Origin of the sequence: Bradyrhizobium sp. 134, assembly GCF_023074155.1 — a bacterium.
Taxonomy (GTDB): domain Bacteria; phylum Pseudomonadota; class Alphaproteobacteria; order Rhizobiales; family Xanthobacteraceae; genus Bradyrhizobium.
In genome coordinates this window covers 226,296-244,091 of the sequence record NZ_JADPKX010000069.1, presented here as the reverse complement: position 1 = coordinate 244,091, position 17,796 = coordinate 226,296, and the positions used below count along the sequence as shown (strand labels likewise).

The 17,796-nt window shown below is 64.2% G+C and carries 16 protein-coding genes; 11 read left to right on the top strand and 5 right to left on the bottom strand.

All coding sequences use genetic code 11. The features are described 5' to 3' along the window. Positions 1-3 precede the first annotated feature (3 nt). The 3 genes from IVA75_RS26290 to tpiA form a co-directional block, all read right to left on the bottom strand. Positions 4-1,635, bottom strand: a complete 1,632-nt coding sequence (locus IVA75_RS26290; protein ID WP_007590604.1) for a CTP synthase — start codon at positions 1,633-1,635, stop codon at positions 4-6. Positions 1,636-1,801: 166 nt separating this feature from the next. Then, entirely contained in the window at positions 1,802-2,188 is a 387-nt protein-coding gene (secG, locus tag IVA75_RS26285) for a preprotein translocase subunit SecG (protein ID WP_007590603.1), read from the bottom strand. Positions 2,189-2,329: 141 nt separating this feature from the next. Next, positions 2,330-3,085: a triose-phosphate isomerase gene (gene tpiA, locus IVA75_RS26280; protein ID WP_247289647.1), complete on the bottom strand. Its 756-nt coding sequence runs from the start codon at positions 3,083-3,085 to the stop codon at positions 2,330-2,332. 223 nt (positions 3,086-3,308) lie between these two features. Here tpiA and IVA75_RS26275 point away from each other — a divergent pair, with 223 nt between their 5' ends. The 4 genes from IVA75_RS26275 to moaC are packed head-to-tail and all read left to right on the top strand — an operon-like array spanning position 3,309 to position 7,608. Next, on the top strand, positions 3,309-5,207 hold the full coding sequence (locus IVA75_RS26275) for a peptidylprolyl isomerase (RefSeq protein WP_247289645.1): 1,899 nt from the start codon (positions 3,309-3,311) through the stop codon (positions 5,205-5,207). A gap of 14 nt (positions 5,208-5,221) precedes the next feature. After that, positions 5,222-6,235, top strand: a complete 1,014-nt coding sequence (gene trpD, locus IVA75_RS26270) for an anthranilate phosphoribosyltransferase (protein ID WP_247289643.1) — start codon at positions 5,222-5,224, stop codon at positions 6,233-6,235. 7 nt (positions 6,236-6,242) lie between these two features. Next, positions 6,243-7,064, top strand: coding sequence for an indole-3-glycerol phosphate synthase TrpC (trpC, locus tag IVA75_RS26265; protein WP_247289640.1), 822 nt, complete (start codon positions 6,243-6,245; stop codon positions 7,062-7,064). A 1-nt stretch (position 7,065) separates the two neighbouring features. After that, positions 7,066-7,608, top strand: a complete 543-nt coding sequence (moaC, locus tag IVA75_RS26260; RefSeq protein ID WP_247289638.1) for a cyclic pyranopterin monophosphate synthase MoaC — start codon at positions 7,066-7,068, stop codon at positions 7,606-7,608. A 9-nt stretch (positions 7,609-7,617) separates the two neighbouring features. On the opposite strand, the gene IVA75_RS26255 is transcribed toward moaC, so the two are convergent. After that, positions 7,618-7,782, bottom strand: coding sequence for a Flp family type IVb pilin (locus IVA75_RS26255; RefSeq protein WP_027567122.1), 165 nt, complete (start codon positions 7,780-7,782; stop codon positions 7,618-7,620). Positions 7,783-8,109: 327 nt separating this feature from the next. On the opposite strand from IVA75_RS26255, the gene IVA75_RS26250 reads away from it, so the two are divergent. From IVA75_RS26250 to IVA75_RS26240, 3 genes are all read left to right on the top strand, one after another. Beyond that, on the top strand, positions 8,110-10,842 hold the full coding sequence (locus IVA75_RS26250) for an EAL domain-containing protein (protein WP_247289636.1): 2,733 nt from the start codon (positions 8,110-8,112) through the stop codon (positions 10,840-10,842). Between the two features lie 150 nt (positions 10,843-10,992). Beyond that, complete coding sequence (locus tag IVA75_RS26245) at positions 10,993-11,523, top strand: TetR/AcrR family transcriptional regulator (protein WP_247289634.1); 531 nt, start codon at positions 10,993-10,995, stop codon at positions 11,521-11,523. 69 nt (positions 11,524-11,592) lie between these two features. Next, positions 11,593-12,456 (top strand): EamA family transporter, encoded by an 864-nt coding sequence (locus IVA75_RS26240; RefSeq protein WP_247289632.1) that lies wholly within the window; start codon positions 11,593-11,595, stop codon positions 12,454-12,456. Positions 12,457-12,531: 75 nt separating this feature from the next. Here IVA75_RS26240 and IVA75_RS26235 read toward each other — a convergent pair whose 3' ends face one another. After that, entirely contained in the window at positions 12,532-13,869 is a 1,338-nt protein-coding gene (locus tag IVA75_RS26235) for a S41 family peptidase (RefSeq protein ID WP_247289630.1), read from the bottom strand. Positions 13,870-14,174: 305 nt separating this feature from the next. Here IVA75_RS26235 and IVA75_RS26230 point away from each other — a divergent pair, with 305 nt between their 5' ends. From IVA75_RS26230 to glp, 4 genes are all read left to right on the top strand, one after another. Beyond that, positions 14,175-15,308 (top strand): alpha-hydroxy acid oxidase, encoded by a 1,134-nt coding sequence (locus IVA75_RS26230; protein ID WP_247289618.1) that lies wholly within the window; start codon positions 14,175-14,177, stop codon positions 15,306-15,308. A gap of 14 nt (positions 15,309-15,322) precedes the next feature. Further along, positions 15,323-15,949 (top strand): HAD family phosphatase, encoded by a 627-nt coding sequence (locus IVA75_RS26225; RefSeq protein ID WP_247289616.1) that lies wholly within the window; start codon positions 15,323-15,325, stop codon positions 15,947-15,949. A 168-nt stretch (positions 15,950-16,117) separates the two neighbouring features. After that, entirely contained in the window at positions 16,118-16,309 is a 192-nt protein-coding gene (locus IVA75_RS26220) for a hypothetical protein (protein WP_027567129.1), read from the top strand. A gap of 220 nt (positions 16,310-16,529) precedes the next feature. After that, positions 16,530-17,741, top strand: a complete 1,212-nt coding sequence (gene glp, locus IVA75_RS26215) for a gephyrin-like molybdotransferase Glp (protein ID WP_247289614.1) — start codon at positions 16,530-16,532, stop codon at positions 17,739-17,741. Positions 17,742-17,796 lie beyond the last annotated feature (55 nt).

Genomic DNA, 17,796 nt, shown 5'->3' with positions numbered 1-17,796 from the left:
CGCTTACACCAGGCGGCTCTGCACCATCGCCGCGCGAATGAACGACGCGAACAGCGGATGCGGCTCGAAGGGGCGCGACTTCAGTTCGGGATGGAACTGGACGCCGATGAACCAGGGGTGATCCTCGTACTCGACGATCTCCGGCAGCACGCCGTCGGGCGACAGGCCCGAGAATTTCAGCCCGTGCTGCTCGAGGCGATCCTTGTAGGCGGTGTTGACCTCGTAGCGATGGCGGTGGCGCTCGGAAATCTCGGTCGCGCCGCCATAGACCTCCGAGACACGGCTGCCGCGATTGAGCGCCGCGGGATAGGCACCCAAGCGCATCGTGCCGCCGAGATCGCCGGCGTTGGTGCGCTTCTCGAGTTCGTTGCCGCGCAGCCATTCCGTCATCAGGCCGACCAGGGGCTCCTTGGTCGGGCCGAACTCGGTGGAGTTGGCCTCCTCGATCCCGACGAGATTCCGAGCAGCCTCGATCACCGCCATCTGCATGCCGAAGCAGATGCCGAAATACGGCACGTCGCGCTCGCGCGCGAACTGCGCCGCGCGGATCTTGCCCTCGGCGCCGCGCTGGCCGAAGCCGCCGGGCACCAGAATGCCATTGACGTGCTCGAGGAACGGCGCGGGATCTTCCTTCTCGAAGATCTCGCTTTCGATCCAGTCGAGATTGACCTTCACCTTGTTGGCGATGCCGCCATGCGAGAGCGCCTCGATCAGCGACTTATACGCATCCTTCATGCCGGTATATTTGCCGACGATGGCGATAGTAACGTTGCCCTCGGGATTGCGGATGCGCTCGTTGATCTGCTGCCAGCTCCGCAGCTCCGGCGGAATCCGCGAGCCGATGCCGAAGGCGGCAAGCACTTCGTCGTCGAGGCCTGCGGCATGGTAAGCCTGAGGGACAGCGTAGATGCTGTCGGCGTCGCGCGCCTCGATGACGGCGCTCTCGCGCACGTTACAGAACAGCCCGAGCTTGCGCCGTTCCTCCTTGGGGATTTCGCGATCGGTACGGCAGAGCAGGATGTCCGGCTGGATGCCGATCGAGCGCAGCTCCTTGACGGAGTGCTGCGTCGGCTTTGTCTTCAGCTCACCGGCGCTCGGGATGTACGGCAGCAGCGTCAGATGAATGTAGATGGCGTGATCGCGCGGCAGCTCGTTCTTGAGCTGGCGGATCGCCTCGAAGAACGGCAGGCCTTCGATATCGCCGACAGTGCCGCCGATCTCGACCAGCACGAAATCGTAATCGTCGTTGCCGTCGAGGACGAAATCCTTGATGGCATTGGTGACATGCGGAACCACCTGGATGGTGGCGCCGAGATAATCGCCGCGCCGCTCCTTGGAGATGATGTCCTGGTAGATGCGCCCGGTCGTGATGTTGTCGGCCTTGGTCGCCGGCCGCCCCGTGAAGCGCTCATAGTGACCGAGATCGAGGTCGGTCTCCGCGCCGTCATCGGTCACGAATACTTCGCCGTGCTGATACGGCGACATCGTTCCGGGATCGAGATTGAGATAGGGGTCGAGCTTGCGGAGGCGGACCTTGTAGCCCCGGGCTTGCAACAGGGCACCGAGTGCCGCTGAAGCCAGACCCTTGCCGAGCGAAGAAACCACGCCGCCGGTGATGAATATGTACCGCGCCATGGGGCTTAACCTCTAATCCCTCGAATTCGATTCGCCAAAGCGATTCGTATTCCGCCCCAAACATTTTGCGGGGCTGTGGGTGAGCCAGAACTAAGAGTGGTGACAGAGCCTTGATGGGGATTGTTGATGCAGGACGGTAGAAGCCGCCCTGCATGGCCCCCCTGCTTTATTGCGAACGAGGTACCTGCGGGCCGCTCGGTGCCGGCGCCTGCTGCTGCTCGTCGGCCTTCTTCAGCGAATCCAGGATGCCGCCCGAGGTCGGCGGCGCGATCGGCCCGCCACCGGCCGGCTGGGTCTGCGACGCCGGTGCGCCGATGATCGACGACGGCTTGCGGTCGTAGCCGGCATACCAGGACAGGAACAGGCTGGTGAGGAAGAAGCCGACGGCCAGGATCGCGGTGGTCCGCGTCAGAAGGTTCGCCGTGCCACGGCTCGACATGAAACCTGCGCCACCTCCCATGCCCAAGCCGCCGCCTTCCGACTTCTGGAGCAGGACGGCGCCGATCATGACGGTGACGATCATGAGGTGAATGACGATGACAACGGTCTGCATAGTGTCCTTCCGTCACAAGCCGACAGCGCCGAGACGGCGGCCAATCGTGCTTCGCGGGGTTTTCCTGAAGTTGCGCGGTGTTACACGATCAGACGGGTCATTGCCACCCCCGATCGGCCGGGTCCTAACGTTTGGAGTTAGCTAGGAACAGCCCTGCGCAATCGCAAGGAAATCCGTCGCCTTCAGGCTGGCCCCGCCGACCAGCGCGCCGTTGACGTTCTTCACGGCCATCAGCTCGGCCGCGTTCGAGGGCTTGACCGAGCCGCCATAGAGGATGCGCATCCCGGCGCCGTCCGCCTTGAACCTGGAGGTCAGGAATTCTCGGATAAAGCCATGAATCTGCTCGACATCCCCTGACGTCGGGGTCAGGCCGGTGCCGATCGCCCAGACCGGCTCATAGGCCACGACCAGATTTGCGGCAGTGGAGCCGTCCGGCAGCGAGCCGTTGAGCTGGCCGCGCAGGACGTCCAGGGTCTGGCTCGCATCGCGCTGAGCTTGCGTCTCGCCGATGCAGACGATCGCCGTCACCCCGGCGCGCCAGGCGGCCTCGGCCTTCTGCCGGATCAGAGCATCGCCCTCGCCATGGTCGGCGCGGCGCTCGGAATGACCGACGATGATCGCGGTCGCACCCGAATCCGCCAGCATTTCGGCGGCAATATCGCCAGTATGGGCGCCGGAGGCCTTTGGGTGGCAATCTTGGGCCCCCACCGCGACCTTCTTGCCGCGCGCCTTCTCGGCAAAGGCTGCGATCAGTGTCGCTGGCGGGCAAACCAGCAAATCGGCTTTGCCAGCCACCTCTGCCGCACCATTGAGCATGGCGTCGAATTCGGCAGTCGAGGCCTTCAGGCCGTTCATTTTCCAGTTGCCGGCGATCAGGGGGCGGATGGGATCGGTCATGTCAAATTCCAGCAAAATTTGGTTTGTGCATGCGCTAGCAGAGGTCCCGTGGCAGTTCCAGTGACCAGGGGCTTTTAACCGCAGGCATCGAAAGCCTGTCGGACCCGAGGTTGCGGGGGGAAAGCCACCACTTTATGATGATTGATCAATTTGGTGACGCGCTTTTGCGGAATCTGCATTAAGACGCGCTCCCGTTCCCCTCCTGCCAAACAAGTTGGACCAAATGCTTCGAGGAATGCGCAAGGCCTCATCAAACTGGCTCGGCAAGACCATTATGGCCGTTGTGATGGGCGTGCTGATCATCAGCTTCGGCGTTTGGGGCATTGCCGACATCTTCAAGGGCTTCGGGCAATCCACCGTGGCCAAGGTCGGCGGCACCGAGATTTCGTTGAACGAGTTCCGTCAGATTTACACCGATCGCCTCCAGCAGATCAGCCGCCAGTTCGGCCGGCCGCTGTCGCCTGAACAGGCGCGCGCCTTCGGTCTCGACCGTCAGGTGCTGCAGCAGACGATCGCGGAAGCCGCCCTCGACGAAGAGGCGCGCCGGCTTGGGCTCGGCCAGTCTGACGACCAGATCCGCCAGCTCATCATGAACGATCCGAACTTCAAAGGCGTCGGCGGCAACTTCGATTCGAACCGCTTCCAGTCCGTGATCCGCAATTTCGGCTATACCGAGCAGCGCTACGTTTCGGAGCAGCGCAAGGTCTCGTTGCGTCGGCAGATCACCGGCACGATCGGTGCCGGCCTCGAGCCGCCGAAGGCGATGCTCGACGTGCTGACGCGCTTCCAGAACGAGCAGCGCGCCATTGAATTCGTCAGGCTCGACGCGGCCCAGGCCGGCACCATCGACGCACCATCGCCCGAGGCGCTCGCCGCCTATTTCGAAGATCACAAGGTCCAGTTCCGCGCGCCCGAATATCGCAAGATCGCGTTCGTCGTGGTCTCGCCGGAGGAGATCGGCAAGTGGAGCGAGGTGTCGGACGAGGATGCCAAGAAAGCGTTCGACCAGCGCAAGGACCGGCTCGGCACGCCGGAGAAGCGCCAGATCCAGCAGATCGTATTTCCCAACGCCGCCGAGGCGCAGGCCGCACGCGAGCGGCTCACCAGCGGGACGTCGTTCGAGGACCTCGGCAAGGAGCGCGGACTGAGCGCGTCCGACGTCGATCTCGGGCTCGTGACCAAATCCTCGCTCGATCCCGCAGTTGGAGACGCCGTCTTCGCGCTTCCCGCCGGTGAAATCAGCCAGCCGATCCAGGGCCGTCTCGGCACGTCGATCGTCAAGGTCGACAAGATCGAGCCGGGCGCTGAGGCGAACTATGCGAGCGTTGCCGCCGACATCAAGCGCGAGATCGCCACCGAGCGTGCGCGGGTCAAGGTCGCCGATCTCCGCGACAAGATGGAAGACGAGCGCGGCGGCGGTGCCAGCGTGATCGACGCGGCGCAGAAGCTCGGCCTCACCGCCGTCACCATCGACGCCGTCGACCGTTCCGGCCGCGCCCCGAGCAGCCAGCCGGTCTCCGGCATTCCGCAGGGCCTCGACGTGGTGTCGCAGGCCTTCAACACCGATGTCGGCGTCGACAACGATTCGATTTCCTTCAAGGGCGGCTATGTCTGGTACGACGTGCTTGCCATCACGCCCTCGCGCGATCGCAATCTCGACGAGGTCCGCGACCAGGTCGAGGCGCGCTGGCGCCAGGACCAGATCGCGACCAAGCTGAAAGCCAAGGCGACCGAGATGGTGCAGAAGCTCGAATCCGGCGGCAAGCTCGCCGACGAAGCAGCCGCGATCGGCGCCAAGGTCGAGACCGCCACCGGCTTCAAGCGCGACGACTCGCCCGCCAGCGTGCCCGTAACCGTGGTGTCGGCCGCCTTCCGTGTCGCCAAGGACGGCGTCGGGCAGACGGCAGTGACCGGCGGCACCGAGGTGATCGTGTTCCGCGTCACCGAGATCGTCGATCCCACGGTCGATGCCGCTTCCGAGGCGGTCAAGAAGCTGAAGGACAGTCTCGACCGCGCGCAGACCGAGGAGCAGGTCGCTTCCTACGTCAACAAGCTCGAAACCGACATCGGGACCACCATTAATCAGGCCGCCTTCGCGCAGGTGACCGGCGCGAACCAGTGAGTTGAAAGCACGCGATGGACGACCTGAAATCGATCATTGGAAAAGTGGCGACCGGCGCCAGCCTGTCGCGTGACGAAGCGGCTTCCGCCTTCGACGCCGTGATGTCCGGCGAGGCTACGCCCTCGCAAATGGGCGGCCTGCTGATGGCGCTGCGGGTGCGCGGCGAGACCGTGGACGAGATCACCGGCGCGGTCGCGGCAATGCGCTCCAAAATGCTCACGGTCGATGCGCCCGCGGACGCCGTCGACATTGTCGGCACCGGCGGCGACGGCTCCGGCTCGGTCAATGTCTCGACCTGCGCCTCCTTCATCGTTTCGGGCGCCGGTCTGCCGGTGGCCAAGCACGGCAACCGCGCACTGTCGTCGCGCTCCGGCGCCGCCGACGTGCTGGCTTCGCTCGGGGTGAAGATCGATCTGAGGCCGGAGCAGGTCGGCCGCTGCATACGCGAATGCGGCATCGGCTTCATGTTCGCCCCCGCCCATCATCCCGCCATGAAGAACGTCGGCCCGACCCGGGTGGAGCTTGCGACACGCACGATCTTCAACCTGCTCGGCCCCTTGTCCAATCCGGCGGGCGTGAAGCGGCAGATGGTCGGCGTGTTCTCCCGGCAATGGGTGCAGCCGCTGGCGCAAGTACTCAAGAACCTCGGCTCTGAATCCGCCTGGGTCGTCCACGGTTCCGATGGCCTCGACGAAATCACCCTCACCGGCCCGACCTTCGTCTCCGCGCTCCACAACGGCGAGATCCGGAATTTCGAGGTGAAGCCGGAGGACGCGGGCCTGCCGCGCTGCGAGGCCGGTGCACTCAAAGGCGGCGACGCCGACGCGAACGCTATCGCCTTGCAGAGCGTGCTCGACGGCAAGCCGAGCCCCTACCGTGACGTCGCGCTGATCAACGCCGCTGCCGCATTGGTCGTGGCGGGGCGAGCCAAGGACCTCAAGGAAGGCGTCGTGATCGGCGCAAAATCACTCGACAGCGGCGCGGCGAGCGCGCGGCTGAAACATTTGATCGCGGTCTCGAACGGCTGAGCCTGACATGTCGGATATCTTGACCAAGATCGAAGCCTACAAGCGCGAGGAAATCGCGGCGGCCAAGCGCGCGCAGCCGCTGTCGGCTGTGGAAGCGAAGGCCAAGGCGCAAGCAGCACCGCGCGGCTTCCTGCGCGCCATCAAGGCCAAGCACACCAATGGCGACTACGCGCTGATCGCGGAGGTCAAGAAGGCCTCGCCGTCAAAGGGCCTGATCCGCGCCGATTTCGATCCGCCGCTGCTCGCAAGGGCCTATGAGGCCGGCGGTGCTGCCTGCCTGTCGGTGCTGACGGACACGCCCTCGTTCCAGGGCCATCTCGACTTCATGGTAGCGGCACGCGCGGCAACGTCACTGCCGGTGCTGCGCAAGGATTTCATGTTCGACACTTACCAGGTGGCGGAGGCCCGCGCGCACGGCGCCGACTGCATCCTGATCATCATGGCGGCGCTCGATGATGCCACGGCAAAAGAGCTCGAGGACGCCGCCATCACCCATGGCATGGACGTGCTGATCGAGATTCACGACCGCGCCGAGCTTGATCGCGCACTGAAGCTGCGTTCGCCGATGATCGGCGTCAACAATCGAAATTTACGCACCTTCGAAACCACGCTTGCGACCAGCGAAACATTGGCGCCGCTGATTCCGCAGGACCGGCTGATGGTCGGCGAGAGCGGCATCTTTACGCCCGCCGATCTCGCCCGGCTCGAGCGCGTCGGCATGTCGACCTTCCTGGTCGGCGAGAGCCTGATGCGGCAAGCCGACGTAACCGCTGCGACCCGTACGCTGCTGGCGCGCGAGACGACGGCGCGCGCGACGGGCACGCGCTGACATGGCCCGCAAGCCGAGCGCGACGAAACCAGCCAAGTCCAAGTCCAAGTCCAAGTCCAAGTCCAAGACCGGCCCTGCCCTCACCCATATCGGCGCCTCCGGCGAGGCGCGGATGGTTGACGTGTCGGATAAGCCCGCGAGCGAGCGGCTCGCGGTCGCGGAAGGACGCGTTGTCATGACCAGGGCGACGCTTGACCTGATCGTGTCCGGCAACGCCAAGAAGGGCGACGTGCTCGGCACCGCCCGCATCGCGGGCATCATGGCTGCCAAGCGCACCGCGGAGCTGATCCCGCTCTGCCATCCCCTCGCGCTGTCGAAGGTAACGGTCGAGATCGAGCCCAACGCGAAGCTGCCGGGCTGCCTCGTCCGCGCCAGCGTGAAGGTCACGGGCCCGACCGGCGTCGAGATGGAAGCGCTCACCGCCGTCTCGGTCGCCTGTCTCACCATCTACGACATGATCAAGGCGGTGGAACGCGGCGTGCGCATCGAAGGCATCCACCTGGTCGAGAAGCTCGGCGGCAAGTCCGGCCATTACCGCGTCTGATTGCCGCTGCTACTTCAGCGACGCGCTGATCGACCCGAATTTTGAATTGAGCTTGCTGCCCAGGCCGTTCACCACGGCGATGATCGCAAGCGCGATGCCGGCGGCGATCAGGCCATACTCGATCGCGGTTGCGCCGGTTTCGTCGGCGAGAAAATCCTTCAAAGCATTCTTCATGATCGTATCCCTCTGCGTCGTTGCGAAGACGTTCGTCGTTGCGAAGACGTTCGCAATTCGTGTGCCAATACGGACGTGAGGATCGCCAGCACCTTAGATGGTTAAGCTTCGATTGATCATCGCGATGATCGGCAGAAATTGCTCGGCCGCGGAAGCTTCCGGCAATTCCTGCAGGCCGCGCGTCCCGCATATTGATTGCTTTTGTGAGCGTCCGTTCACGGCGCATTAACCCAGCTTGCTAACTTCGCCTCCACTCCGTTCCCGTAAACCAACGGATGTTTCCGGGGCCAAGAATTGACCCTGACGTGCGCACGACAACGATCGATCATGATGACGGGATTCGGCAGTCGCCTTTTTGACCAGGCCTTCGTGCGCAGCGGACCGATCCGCTGGCTGGTGGTGGGCGGCACGCTGCTGATCGCTGCGATCGCCGTCGGCGCGACGCTGATGGCGCAGAATTTCCGCGAACGTGCGCTGCGCAGCTCCGGCCGCGAGCTGGAAAACACCGTGCTGATGCTGGCCCATCATTTCGACCAGCAATTGCAGGATTTCGCGGTCATCCAGAAGGATTTCGTCGACTACGTCCGCGCGAGCGGCATTACCAGTGCGGCGGACTATCGCAAGCGCCTCGCCGGCCAGGACCTCCATCGGATGCTGCGTTCGAAGATCGACGCACTGCCCTACATAGGCGGCCTCAATATCATCGATGCCGAAGGCAATTTGATCAATTCGTCGACGGTATGGCCGGCTCCGAACGTGAACGTTGCCGATCGCGCCTATTTCCAGACCTTCCGGTACAATCCCGACGCTCCCGACGTCCTGATCGAGCCACTTTACAGTCGCATCTCCGGCGCCTGGACCATCCTGATCGTGCGCAAGATCGTCGGACCGAACGGCGAATTCATGGGTGCGGTCGGACGCGGCATCGAGCCGGCAAATTTCGAAAAATTCTTCGAGTCAGCCGTGCTCGGCGAAAGCACGACGATCTCGATGCTGCACCGGGACGGCACGATGCTCGCCCGTTATCCCCATTCCAATGAATTGATGGGACGGAATTTCAAGAACGGTCCGTTCGCGCATCAAAGGGTTTTCGGGCTCGACCATTTTACCGGCCGCTTCATGAGCCCCGTCGACGGCGAGGACCGGCTGATTTCCTCACACGCCCTGCCTCACTTCCCGATCCTGATGATGGCCACCACGACGCGCGCGACGGCCCTGACGGACTGGCGCGAGCAGATCGGCATCCTGATCTCGGTCGCGGCCTCTTCCGCGCTGGCCATCGCGGGCGTGTTGATCGCGATCGTTCGCAAGCTCCTGGAGCAGCATCGTCTTTCGCGGGAACGGCTGACGCTGGAAAAGCAGCGTCTCGACCGCGCCGTCAACAATATGACCCAGGGCCTGCTGCTGTTCGACGCCTCGCAGCAGCTCGTGATCTGCAATCAGCGCTACATCGAGATGTACGGGCTGTCGGCCGAAATCGTGAGACCCGGCTGCAGCTTCCACGACATCATTGCGCACCGCAAAGCCACCGGCTCGTTCACCGGCGATGTGGACCAATATGTCGCACGGGTCCTGCGCGACGTCCACGTGCGCAATTCCATGGTGGTCGAGACCTCCGACGGTCGCTCGATCCAGATCGTGAACGAACCGCTCACGGACGGCGGCTGGGTGGCGACGCATGAGGACATCACGGAGCGCCGGCGTATCGAGGAGCGCATCACCCATCTCGCTCATTACGACGCGCTGACCGACCTGCCCAACCGTACCATGTTCCACGAGCATCTGCGTCAGGAACTCGATCTCGTCGCCGGCGGCGAACAACTCGCGGTGCACTACATCGACATCGACGAGTTCAAGGGCGTCAACGACGCGCTCGGGCACCTCGTCGGCGACGAGCTCCTGAAGTCGGTCGCGCAGAGCCTCCACCGCTGTGCGGGGCCGGCGGACTTCGTGGCGCGCCTCGGCGGCGACGAATTTGCCATCGTCCAGAGCGCGGTGAGATCGCTGGATCAGGTCAACGAACTCGTCGCGCGGGTGTTTGAGGCCATCCGCGCGCCGTTCGACTGCATGGGACATCATCTTGCCACCGACGCCAGCATCGGCATCGCGCTGGCGCCGCAACATGGAACGGCGCTGGACCAGATCCTGAAGAACGCGGATATGGCGATGTACGCCGCCAAAGCCGCAGGGCGCCGCACCTACCGCTTTTTCGAGCCGGAGATGGACGCCAAGATCCACGAGCGGCGGCAGCTCGAGATCGACCTGCGCCACGCCATCGCCCAAGGCGGGCGCGAAGGCGGCCTCGAGGTGTATTACCAGCCCTGCCTCGGCCTGAAGGACGACCGCATCACCGGCTGCGAGGCGCTGGTGCGCTGGCGCCATCCCGAGCGCGGCATGGTCTCGCCGGCCGAGTTCATTCCGATCGCCGAGGACACCGGCCTGATCAACGAGATCGGCGAATGGGTGCTGGCGACCGCCTGCCGGGACGCGGCGAACTGGCCTGACGACATCCGCCTCGCCGTCAACGTCTCGCCGGTGCAGTTCAAGAGCGGCACGCTGGCGCTGAAGATCATGGCGGCGCTTGCCGCCTCCAATTTGCCGGCGAGCCGGCTCGAGCTCGAAATCACCGAGGCGGTGCTGATCCGCGACGACGACACGGCGCTTGCAATCCTGCATCAACTCCGCGCCATCGGCGTCCGCATCGCGCTGGACGATTTCGGCACCGGCTACTCCTCGCTGAGCTATCTGCACCGCTTCCCGTTCGACAAGATCAAGATCGACCGCTGCTTCGTCAACGACTTCGCCGGCCCCGACGGCTCCGCCAGCATCGTGCAGGCGGTCGTCAATCTCGCGGCCGCCCGCCGCATGACCACCACGGCCGAGGGCGTCGAGACCGAGGAGCAGCAGCGGCTGCTGCGCGCACTCGGCTGCTCCGAGATGCAGGGCTATCTATTCAGCGCCGCGAAGCCCGCCGACAAGGTGCTGGAGCTGTTCGCGCTCCATCGCAGCCGTCTCGCCCAGCGCGGCGGCAACGAAAGCCGCCGCCGTGAGGCAAGCTAGAAAACATCGACGTACAGCCAAACGGCGCGAGCGACCGCTTGAATTGAAGACCGTTTGGTCTATATATCGGCAATGCGCCGCCAAAACCCAGTGCCCTCGCCCCGTGGCCGTCCCCGAAGTTTCGACACGGACGCCGCTGTCGAACGCGCGATGGGGGTGTTCTGGTCACGCGGCTATCACGCCACGGCGCTACCGGACCTGCTTCGTGCGACGCAGCTCTCGCGTGGCAGCCTTTACGCCGCTTTCGGAGACAAGCACTCGCTGTTCCTGCGTGCGCTTGATCGCTACGTCGCCGAGGCCCTGACACGGATGGACGTCGAATTCGACAAAGAGCCGGTCGATGGACTGCGGGCCTACCTCGCCGGCTACGTTGACCGAACGAGCGGGGCCAATGGTCGGCGCGGATGCCTGCTGGTGGCCACAGCCATGGAACTGGCTGGCCGTGACGCTGAAGTCGATCGCCGCATCGCGAGCTTTTTCAAAGCCATGGAGGCCAGGGTGGCTGATGCCCTGTCCCGTGCCAAGGCGGCGGGCAAATTGGCCGATGGCGTCGAGCCTTCCAGTGCCGCCAAAATTCTCCTCTGTTTCGTCGAGGGGCTGCGCGTGGTCGGCAAAACGGCACCGACGCGGATCACGTCGCAAGCCACCGTTGACGCGCTTCTCGACCGTTTCATCAGGTAGACACGTTTGGACGCCCCTGCTGCTGGCACGCCAATATATGGACTGATCGGTCTTTAAAGGAAGAATGCCATGTCCGCCATCCAGATCGTCTGCGCTGTGGCCGTCCCCCTGCTCTGGGGTTATCAGTTCGTGGCCATCAAAGTCGGCGTTGCGGAATTTCCGCCTCTGTTCTTCCTCGCGCTGCGCTTCCTGGCCATCGCAATGCTGCTCGTTCCGCTCGTCAAACGTCCCACGCGTCCACAGTTCGGCCCGATCGCGGCTATTTCGATTTTCCTCGGTGGGCTGAACTTCGGGCTGTTCTATGTTGGCCTTGGGCTCGGCTCGGGAAGCATGTCGGCCCTCGCCTATCAACTCGCCACGCCCTTCACCGTGCTGTTGGCGTGGCCACTGCTCGCGGAGAAGCCGTCTCTCACCACGTCCGCCGGAGTGGCGCTTGCATTCGTCGGCGTGGTCGTGTTGGCAGCAGGGCCCGGCCTCTCCGCAAACGCGCTTCCACTGCTGCTCGTGGTCGGGGCGGCCTTCGCTTTCGCGGTGTCCAACGTGTTGACGAAGCGCTACGGCCCTTTTGATCCCCTGATGTTGATGGGATGGTCCTCGCTGCTCACCGTGCCGCAGGTCATGTTAATGTCGCTGCTCCTTGAACATGGACAACTCGCGAGCCTCGTCACGGCAGATGGACGTGGTTGGCTGGCGCTCGCCTACACGATTTTCATCGGAGGAATTGTCGGGTTTGGCCTTTGGTTTTGGCTAATCGGGCGTTGCTCGATTGGCCGCGTCGCACCTTTCGGTCTGCTGCTTCCAGTGTTCGCCTTGATGTCGAGTGTGTTGTTCCTGGGCGAACACATGACTTCAAAATTGATGATCGGCGGGCTGCTCGCGATCTCCGGCGTCGCCTTGACACAGTTGAGACCGAGCGCCTTGAACCTCGGCTGAGACGGCGTCCCAAACGAATTCGCCCGGGAACGGCTATCCGCTCCCGGGCGATCAATACTTTACCGTCGCGAGCGCCTAGTTCGGCACCGCAGTCTTCGGCGCCGGCTTGGCGGCGACCGCGTTCGCGGTCTGGCCGTGCAGGAAGTCGTAGGCCGTATGCAGCGCCTTGTCGTCTTTCGCTTCCGGCGGGACATAGGACTGCGATCCGGTCTGCTCGGTGCCATCGGCCGCCTGGAGATGGCCGCGCATCTGGGACTCCGCCATGGTGTCCATCCGGCCCTTCAGCTCGGGCGGCACGTCCTGGAGAATCTCGATGTCGGGCGCGATGCCCTGGGCCTGGATCGACCGGCCCGAGGGCGTGTAGTAGCGCGCCGTGGTCAGCGCCAGCGCGCCGTTGCCGGTGCCGAGCGGAATGATGGTCTGCACCGAGCCCTTGCCGAACGAGCGCGTGCCGATCAGCGTCGCGCGCTTGTGGTCATGCAGCGCGCCGGCCACGATCTCCGAGGCCGAGGCCGAGCCGCCATTGACGAGAACCACCAGCGGCTTGCCCTTGGTGAGGTCGCCACCATGCGCGGTGAAGCGCTGGGTCTCTTCCGGATTGCGGCCGCGGGTCGAGACGACCTCGCCACGCTGCAGGAACGCGCTCGACACCGACACGGCCTGGTCGAGCAGTCCGCCCGGATTGTTGCGCAGGTCCATCACGTAGCCCACCAGCTTCTCCGGCGGAACGTCCTTGGCGATCGATGCGATCGCCTTCTTCAGGCCGTCGGTGGTCTGCTCGTTGAACGAGGTGACGCGGATATAGCCGATGTCGCCGTTCTCGACGTGGAAGCGCACGGGGCGCACATGGATGATCTCGCGCTTGATCGCGACGTCGAGCGGGGCGTCGGCCCCCTTGCGCACGATCGTGAGCTTGGTCTGGGTCTCGACCGGCCCCTTCATCTTGTTGACAGCCTGCTCAAGCGTCATGCCCTGCACGGCATCGCCGTCGATCTTGCTGATGAGGTCGCCCGACATGATGCCGGCCTTGGAGGCCGGCGTGTCGTCGATCGGCGAGACGACCTTGACCAGCCCCTCCTCCATCGTGACCTCGATGCCGAGCCCGCCGAATTCGCCGGAGGTGGTCTCCTGCATCTCGGTCCAGGCCTTGTCGTTCATGTAGCGCGAGTGCGGATCGAGCGAGGTCACCATGCCGGTGATCGCACCTTCGATCAGCTTGGCATTGTCAGGCTTCTCGACATAGCTCGCCTTCACCCGCTCGAACACTTCGCCGAACAGATTGAGCTTGGAATAGGCGTCATCCGCGCTCGCTGCCGCCCGTGCCGCCCACACGCCGCCGTGCGGACTGGCTACCAGAAGGGTCAGACACGCTCCGGTGAGCGCGCCCAGTGGAAACAGCAGGGTTTTCCGCATGGATAGGCTGGCCTTTTTGCTTCGCGGTTCGGTGGGGCTGGAGAGCCGCCATGCAAATGGCGATCCAGCCTGCTTCTCACAATACCATTCTGGTTTCTTCAAGGCCGGGATGCCACGCCGGCGGGTACACCGTAAAAATCCCTTCGCCGGGACCTAAACTTTTGGCAACGTTGCAGGACCCGGTTCGTGCCCAGCGGGGACGGCCGGCCGGCCCACGCCTTGCAGCCATGCCATTTTAGGATGGTTTTGGCGACCTGGACGGGTTAGGCGATGAGGTAAGGCTTCAAATTCTCGGGAGGATAACAATGAACGAAGCACCCCGCATCCAACCGGACAGGAACGTCGAGCTCGGCGCCAGCACCGAGCCGTTCCAGAATCTGCATGAATTCATCCGGAAAGCGCGTTCCAACCTCAACCAGAATGCCTGGGATTATATCGTCGGCGCGGCCGAAACCGAGACCACGATGCGTCGCAACCGCATGGCGCTGGACGAGATCGCCTTCCGCCCGCGTGTGCTGCGCGATGTCCGCAAGGTCACCGGCTCGGTCGAGCAATTCGGCCGCAAGATGCGCCTGCCGGTGGTACTCGCCCCTGTCGGCGCGCTCGAGATCTTCGATCCGGATGGTGCGGCGAGCGTGGCACGCGCCTGCGGCACTTTCGGTGCGGCGCACATGCTCAGTTCGGTGTCCGAGCCCGGCCTCGAGAAGACCGCCGAAGCTGCGCCCGACGCGCTGCGCCTCTACCAGCTCTATGTGCGCGGCGATGACGCCTTCGTCGCCGACGTCGTCAGCCGGGCTGAGAAGAACGCCTATGCCGCCTTCTGCCTGACCGTCGATACCGCTCATTACAGCCGTCGCGAACGTGACATCGCCAAACGCTACGTTCGCGAGAGCCGCCTGCGCGCCACCGGCGGCGATTACCAGAAGGGTCTGGAGTGGCGGACGGTGAAGATGATAAAGGACAAGTTCAAGATCCCGCTGATCCTCAAGGGCATCGCGACGCCGGAGGACGCGCTGATCGCGATCGATCACGGCGTTGAATGGATTTACGTCTCCAACCACGGCGGCCGTCAGCTCGATCACGGTCGCGGCGCCATGCACGTGCTGCCCGAGATCGTTGACGCCGTGAACGGCCGCGCCAAGATCATGGTCGATGGCGGCGTCTGTCGCGGCACCGACATCGTCAAGGCGATCGCGGCGGGCGCCGACCTCGTCGGCATCGGCCGGCTGCAATGCTGGGCGCTGGCGGCGGCCGGCGAAGCCGGCGTGGCCCGCATGCTGGAGCTGCTCGAAGACGAAGTGCTGCGCTGCCTCGGCCTCTTGGGTGCGACCTCGTTCGCCGAGGTCAACAAATCCTGCCTGCACCAGGCCACCGCAACCAACGCGCCGAGTGTGTTCAGCGCGTTTCCGCTGTTCGACCACGAGCCGTATCGATACTGAGTGAAAGGACGAAGGTGACATCGCTCTCTCCCGGCAGCGCGGATGCGCTTCTGTTCGATCTCGGCCGCGTGGTGCTCGATATCGATTTCTCCAAGGCGATCGCCTGTTGGGCGGGACATGCCGGCTGCAAGCCTGAAGCCATCGTCGCGCGCTATGTGCGGGACAGCGAAGCCTATCGGTTGCACGAGATGGGCAAGATCAGCGATGAGGACTATTTCGCCTCACTGCGAGCCTCGCTCGGAATCGGCATTTCGGATGCGCAGTTCCTGGAAGGCTGGAACGCGATCTTCGCCGGCGAAATGCCTGACATCGCCGCGCTGCTGCCTCGCGCAGCGAAGCAGATGCCGCTCTATGCTTTCTCCAACACCAACCGGCCGCATGTGGACCATTTCTCGAGGGAATATGCCGGCGTCCTCGGCCATTTCCGCGAGCTGTATTTGTCGTCCAGCATCGGCTTGCGCAAACCGGATGCGGAGGCCTTCGACCACGTCGTTGCGGCGATCGGCGTGCCCGCCGGGCGCATCGTGTTCTTCGACGATCTTGCCGAAAACATCGAGGGAGCGCGGGCGCGCGGCTTGACAGCCGTGCATGTGACCTCGCCGCGTGACGTCGGGAACGCATTTAAGGCATTGGGCATTTGACGACGAGCCGGTGTCGCGAAACCCACTGCGGCACGGCCCGACGGGACCAATTTTGAAAAATTGAGGAACCCGATCACTTTGTGCATTTTTATACAGAGTTCCCGGAACGGAATACCACCTTCCGGACTCTTAGAGTCCGTTGGGACTTCTACGGACGGATGCATCATCGTGTTGGGCAAAACCTACCTCACCAAGCAGGCCTCTCTTCTTCTTGAATTCGCGAGGACAACTTCAGATTCGGACCTTTCCGCCAAGCTTGTGAGCAAGGCCGCCGACCTGAAATCCCAGGCCGATCCGCTGCCCGACAAGGATCAGGGACCCAAGGCGCCCGACGTAACTCACGGGCAGCCAGGGAGCTGATCGATGCAGTCCGGGGCGCTCGTCGTTCTCGTCTTGCCATGACCACTGTCCTGCCGATCTGACACGTTCTTCGGATCATGCCGCAACGCGCTTGATCCTGCCTTCCGGAACAATGCGGTGGGATGACTGCACCCGCTCAGCCGTTTTTGCCTCTGCGCGCGCGCTCGGCTAGAAGACGTGCGGAACATTCGCCCGAACGTGCCGAGCAGGAGTTTTCGCCGTGGCCTTGATGCCGGTTTCCGACGCGCTTGCCGCGGTGCTGGCGGGTGCAGAGCCGCTGCCGGATGAAATGATTTCCCTCGACCAGGCCTACCATCGCGTGCTCGCGGGTGACGTGGCGGCGCGGCGCACGCAGCCGCCGCAGGCGATGTCGGCGATGGACGGCTACGCGGTGCGCGCGGCCGATGCCGCGACGATCGATTCGGAGCTCACCATCATCGGCGAAGTCGCGGCGGGCCGACCGTTCGCGGGGATGGTCGGCGCCGGCGAGGCCGTGCGGATCTTCACCGGCGGCGTCGTTCCCGGTGGCGCGGACGCCGTCGTGATCCAGGAGGACACCGTCGCCGCCGGCAAGCGCATCACGATCAAGGAAGCCGCGATCGCCGGTCGGCACATCCGCCCCGCAGGCGTCGATTTCCGCGAGGGCGACGTGCTCCTGCGCAAGGGAAATCGTCTCACCGAGCGCGACCTCGCCCTCGCCGCCGGGATGAACCATCCGCACCTTGGCGTTTTCAGGCGTCCGAAAGTCGCGATTCTCGCCACCGGCGACGAGCTGGTGATGCCGGGCACCATGCCCGGCCACGGCCAGATCGTCTATTCCAACGGCTACGCCCTGCACGCGCTCGCCCGCAGCGAGGGCGCCGAGACCATCGACCTCGGTATTGCCGCCGACACGCTGGAGGCGACCGCCGCCGGCATCCGCCGCGCCCGCGAGAGCGGCGCCGACATCCTGATCACGACCGGCGGCGCATCGGTCGGCGACCACGATCTGGTCCAGCAGGCACTGCGGGTCGAAGGCATCGCAATGGCGTTCTGGAAGATCGCGATGCGGCCAGGCAAGCCGATGATGCACGGGCGGCTCGGCGCAATGGGTGTGATCGGCCTGCCGGGCAATCCCGTGTCGTCCTACGTGTGCGCTTTCCTGTTCATGGTGCCGCTGATTCGCGCCCTGTCGGGCCGTTCGGTGATTCACCATCGCCGTGAACGCGCCGTGCTCGGCCGCGACGTCGGCGCCAACGACCAGCGCGAGGACTATCTGCGCGCGCATCTGGAGGAGCGTGACGATGGCACGCGCGTCGTTCTTCCCGTCAATCATCAGGACTCTTCGCTGCTTGCGAATCTCGCTGCAGCACAGGTACTTCTCGTGCGCGCACCGTTCGCGCCGAAGGCCGAAGCCGGCACGGCTTGCGAAGTGTTGCGGCTCCCCGTCTGAGCGTCCGGCAATGCACGTTCCGCGAACTTTGCTCTGTTCACGGTAAATTAAGCAG